Origin of the sequence: Pseudarthrobacter sp. NPDC080039, from assembly GCF_040702335.1 — a bacterium.
Taxonomy (GTDB): domain Bacteria; phylum Actinomycetota; class Actinomycetes; order Actinomycetales; family Micrococcaceae; genus Arthrobacter; species Arthrobacter enclensis_A.
In genome coordinates this window covers 1-3,985 of record NZ_JBFBKY010000061.1, presented here as the reverse complement: position 1 = coordinate 3,985, position 3,985 = coordinate 1, and the positions used below count along the sequence as shown (strand labels likewise).

3 protein-coding genes are annotated in these 3,985 nt (G+C 60.6%); 1 reads left to right on the top strand and 2 read right to left on the bottom strand.

Annotated elements, in window-relative coordinates; all coding sequences use genetic code 11:
• Positions 1-198: 198 nt before the first annotated feature.
• The gene (locus AB0313_RS22005; protein ID WP_366308458.1) at positions 199-339 is read left to right on the top strand and encodes a hypothetical protein; all 141 of its coding nucleotides are present in this window, start codon (positions 199-201) and stop codon (positions 337-339) included.
• On the opposite strand, the gene AB0313_RS22000 is transcribed toward AB0313_RS22005, so the two are convergent.
• On the bottom strand, positions 329-2,701 hold the full coding sequence (locus AB0313_RS22000; protein ID WP_366308456.1) for a site-specific integrase: 2,373 nt from the start codon (positions 2,699-2,701) through the stop codon (positions 329-331). The genes AB0313_RS22005 and AB0313_RS22000 overlap by 11 nt on opposite strands.
• Positions 2,698-3,985: tyrosine-type recombinase/integrase (locus AB0313_RS21995; protein ID WP_366308454.1), on the bottom strand; the 1,288-nt coding region annotated here is incomplete at its 5' end. The genes AB0313_RS21995 and AB0313_RS22000, both read right to left, overlap by 4 nt.

Sequence of the window (3,985 nt, the reverse complement as noted above, 5' to 3'; positions counted from 1 at the left end):
CTTATCCGGACTACTGAGGCTGGGCGCAGCTGCCTTTAGGCCTCGTCAAGACTCCAGCGGTTATCCGGACGGCTTTCCCTTCGGGTGGGTGCGTCTCATTGACTCTAGGAAGTAGTCGCAGGCATCAGCTTCGGAATGAAACTCGTGTTCATCACTTCGAGACCCACGCTCTGAGTAATAGACAACAAACTTGGATCCTTGCTGTTCGATGTTCAACGTATCGTGCCGGTCACTGCCGTGCATGACGTAGGCGTCTGGCGGGAAACCTTCCGCGACGAGGGCAAGTTCGAGCTGCTTTCTGTCCATCCCATGATTATTGACCAGCACTTCATTTCTTGATTCGTGGAAGCCCGAGGTCGACGACTTCCCTGTCGAGGTGGTTCTGCAGCTTATACATCTGTGCGAGCTTCATTTCGGCGCTGTTGAGCGTGACGCGAAGCCCTTCGGCATCGCCTAGCCAGCCGTGTTGTTCGGCTTCGATGATGCGTTCTTCAAGGTTGTCGATGATGTCTTGAAGCCGATTGATCTGGCTGGGATCCGGACGGAGGAGGGCGCAGCGGACGCATGCGTGTTCGTGTTGGCAGCCTGTGCCGTAAGCGCGGCCGCAGCTGCCTAGGCTGAGTTTGCGTTGGACAAAGTGGGCTTCGAATTCGTCCCATTCAGCGGCTGTTGGTTCGCGGTATTCCTCGGTAGGGCGGGTGACGCGCCGTTTCTCGATGAAGGTCCGGTGGTGGCGGATGACGTCTTGGGGGTAGATCGCTGCGTATCCCTGGGTAGTGGCGAGGCTGGCGTGGCCCATCAGCACTTGAACAATGTGTGGTGGCAGGCCGCTGGCTAGTGCTTCGGTTGCGAAGATGCGTCGGAAGTCGTGTGGGGTGAACCTGACTTCGGATCCACCGACTTTGATGTTTGCCTGCTTTGCCAAGTCATTGAGCAGCGCTGCGACGGTGGGCGGTGACAGAACCTTGTAGGGGCCAGCGCCATAGCGGCGTATGAACAGGTGCGGTAGGGGTGAGCTGAGCACTTTCTCGGCCGGGTCCCAGCGTTGTGTCAGAGGAGCGCCGTCGGTGTCCTTGGTTATCCGCGAGAGGATCCGGTAGAGGACATGGACGAGTTCGGGACTGGCCACCATGAGCCGCTCGGTGTCTGTCTTGCTTGGGGCGAAGTGCAGCAGCGGGATGGTTTCCCCGGTTGCCGGAACTTTGTAGGGCTGAATGCTCATATGTACGAGTTCGAGGACTTCTTCGATCCGCGCGCCTGTGTGGCGGAGTGTTTCCATCAGTGCCCAGGCCCAGAACGCGTTGTCTTCCTCGAAGGTAACGTCCCGGTCCTTCCCGTTGCGACGTATCCGTACCGGTGCTTGGTCACTGGTCCGGAAGACTTTCCAACTCTCACCGGCCACATCGATACTGTTGCCGGCCCCAGCCGCGGTGGCTGCAGCCAGGATTTCCTCGGCGGCGCGGAGGGCCTGTTCAGCGGCCTCAACCAGGCGGGGCAGGACGGGAGCCAGTTCCCGGGTGCGTTGTTGCATGGTTGCCCTGGTGGTGCGTCGAAGCTTCAGATAACCGCGCGTTTCGGCATAGGTTATGGGGGTTGGGGCGGCCCACTGAGCCCAGAAAGCGTCTTCAAGAGCCCACTGGCTGATGTCGAGATAGAACGCCCGGACGGCGAAGTAGATGGCGTGGGCATCCCGGCGTGGAGTCCCATCGGCCTTGAATTTCACGCGGCTCTTCCAGTCAGCGGTTTGCTGCGGTGTTAAGGCGAACGTCTGCTGGGAAGGGGAGTGTTTCTGGATGTCGGCGAAGAAAACGCCAGCCAGGTTTCTGGCCAAGCCATAGGTCGAGGAGTAGTCCAGGCTGGCCGAGCGCACCTTCAGATAGTGGATGAGTGGCTCCCGGCAGGGACCGGTGATGCCGTAGTAGTCGACCAGTTCCTCGGCGGTTCGTTGCCCCCGTCGCGTCCGTGAGGGCATCGCCCCTGATTCGTGGCTGATCCATCCCAGCCCATGCAGCGCGGGCCAAACGGCATTCAGTCCGCTCCGGCTGAAGTTGATCATCCTCCCGGGCATTTGTGTGGTCAGTTCGAGGATGTCTTCGGCGGTGATTTGGCGGATGGACTTGCCGGTATGGGCTTGAATTCGTCCCAAGGTGAGCAGGCCGTTGTTCGCTTGGACCGGTGAACTCGTGGCACGTATCAGGGCCTGTTCGACCTCACCAGTATGAACAGGGTCCCGGAAGCGGCTCAGTGCTTTCCAGAACGCGAAGCGTTGAGCAGTGATCCAAGGGTAGGAAGGTCGCATGACGTCCAAGGCCAGCAGGGGTCCCATCGCTGCGTGGAGGGCCTGGATTTCGCTGTTGCTTCCAGGAAACGGTGCCTCGGCTGAAATCCTGACCCGCCACTTCAGACGGTCATCGCCAACCTGATTCTCGAATAACGTCCAGCGGTCCTGCCAGGTCTCGCCCGGCAACTGGCTCAAGTGATTGAGGATCCGCCGGACCCGGGACCTGCGTCGTTCAGCCTGGGGCCAATCGGCGCTGCAGTCGGCCAGGCGGTCGATGATGGTTTCAATGGTGGCCGTGTTCAGTGGGCCTGGCGGGATCGGTTCGGGTGCAGGTGGAGCTTGCTCCTCTGGCGGCAGCGGAAGGAGGTCATTCCAGCTTCGCCGTGCGGCGCGCGTCCCCTGGGGCGGTGCGGCCTTCACTGGTTCCCCCAAAGCACCTGCAACTCGTTAGGGTCATAGGGTGGCCCGGCCGGTGATTGATCACCGGAAGTAGGAGTTTTGGTGGTCATTTTGGTGCGGTAATGCTCGATGACGTCCTCCATGTGCGGGGCGGCATAAACGGTGGTCGTGTTCAGTGACTTGTGCCCCAGCAGCTCCTGGACTTCGTGAAGGCCCATCCCTCCCTCAAGCGCCCGAATCGCGAACGTGTGCCGTAAATCGTGCAGGGTCCAGTTCGCTCCGAGTATGTCGTTGCAACGCTTCAGGACAGCCCTCATGGCGTCGTAGTTCAGGGGTCGTGGCTCGCCCCGCAACGTGAGCCAAACTGGCTCGTCCGGGCCGGCAACACCGCCTTCGAGTTGATAGAGCCGAAGCCAGACGAAGGCATCCGGGGCTACGGGCAACCACTGCAGTTGACCTCCCTTCCGGTAAACCCCGATCAGCTGGTCCCCGACGTTAACGCGGTCACCGGTCAGGCCGAGCAGTTCGCTGGCCCGTGCTCCGCTGCTGACGTAGAACGCCACCAAAGCTCGGTCCCTGTTGGACCGCAAACGGCGAAAGAGGTCGTTGAACTTCCCGTCCGGGATTGACCGAGGCACCCGGTGCGGCTCGCGCTGACGCAATGGTTGCCGCCGCCCGATCATGAACTCCTGATCAGGGGCGTGGTGCGCATAGGCTCGGCCACGGCGAAGGTCAAAGGGGTTCACGATGGGTCCGCTGCCCACGCGAAGCTGATAGGCATAGAAAGCCTTGCAGACAGTCGTTGTGTGGTTGATCGTGGCTGGGGAGTAGCGCATCCCCAGGTGCTTCTTCCCTGTGACCAGGTTCCGGCTGGCTCGCCGTTGCGGGTCGTTCCGGTTCCCCACAAACTTCTCTGCCTGGCGGGCCCACAACACGAAATCGCGTGCTTCCACGGAGGTAGCCCGGTCCCAGCTCAAATCAACAGCCCATAAGAATCGAAGGAACCGCAGCAACGACAGGGCATAGGCTCGAATCGTCTGCGTCGAATAGTCTGTCGCCGCAAGTTCGAGCAGGTACTCCGTCCCTGGCCCGAACTCCTTCTCCAACGCGTCAACAACGACGAAACCAGGACTTCCGGCGCGGCAAACAACACGTCCAAGATCGCTGACATCCAGGTCCTCTACGCGACGAGGCGCAAAGTCAGACTCTGAGAAATTCATGAGCAAAGCATGCGCCTGCCAAACACCGTTGGAGCCGACGACACACGCCGTGAACCGGAGACTTAGTCCGGTAAATACTCCTGCA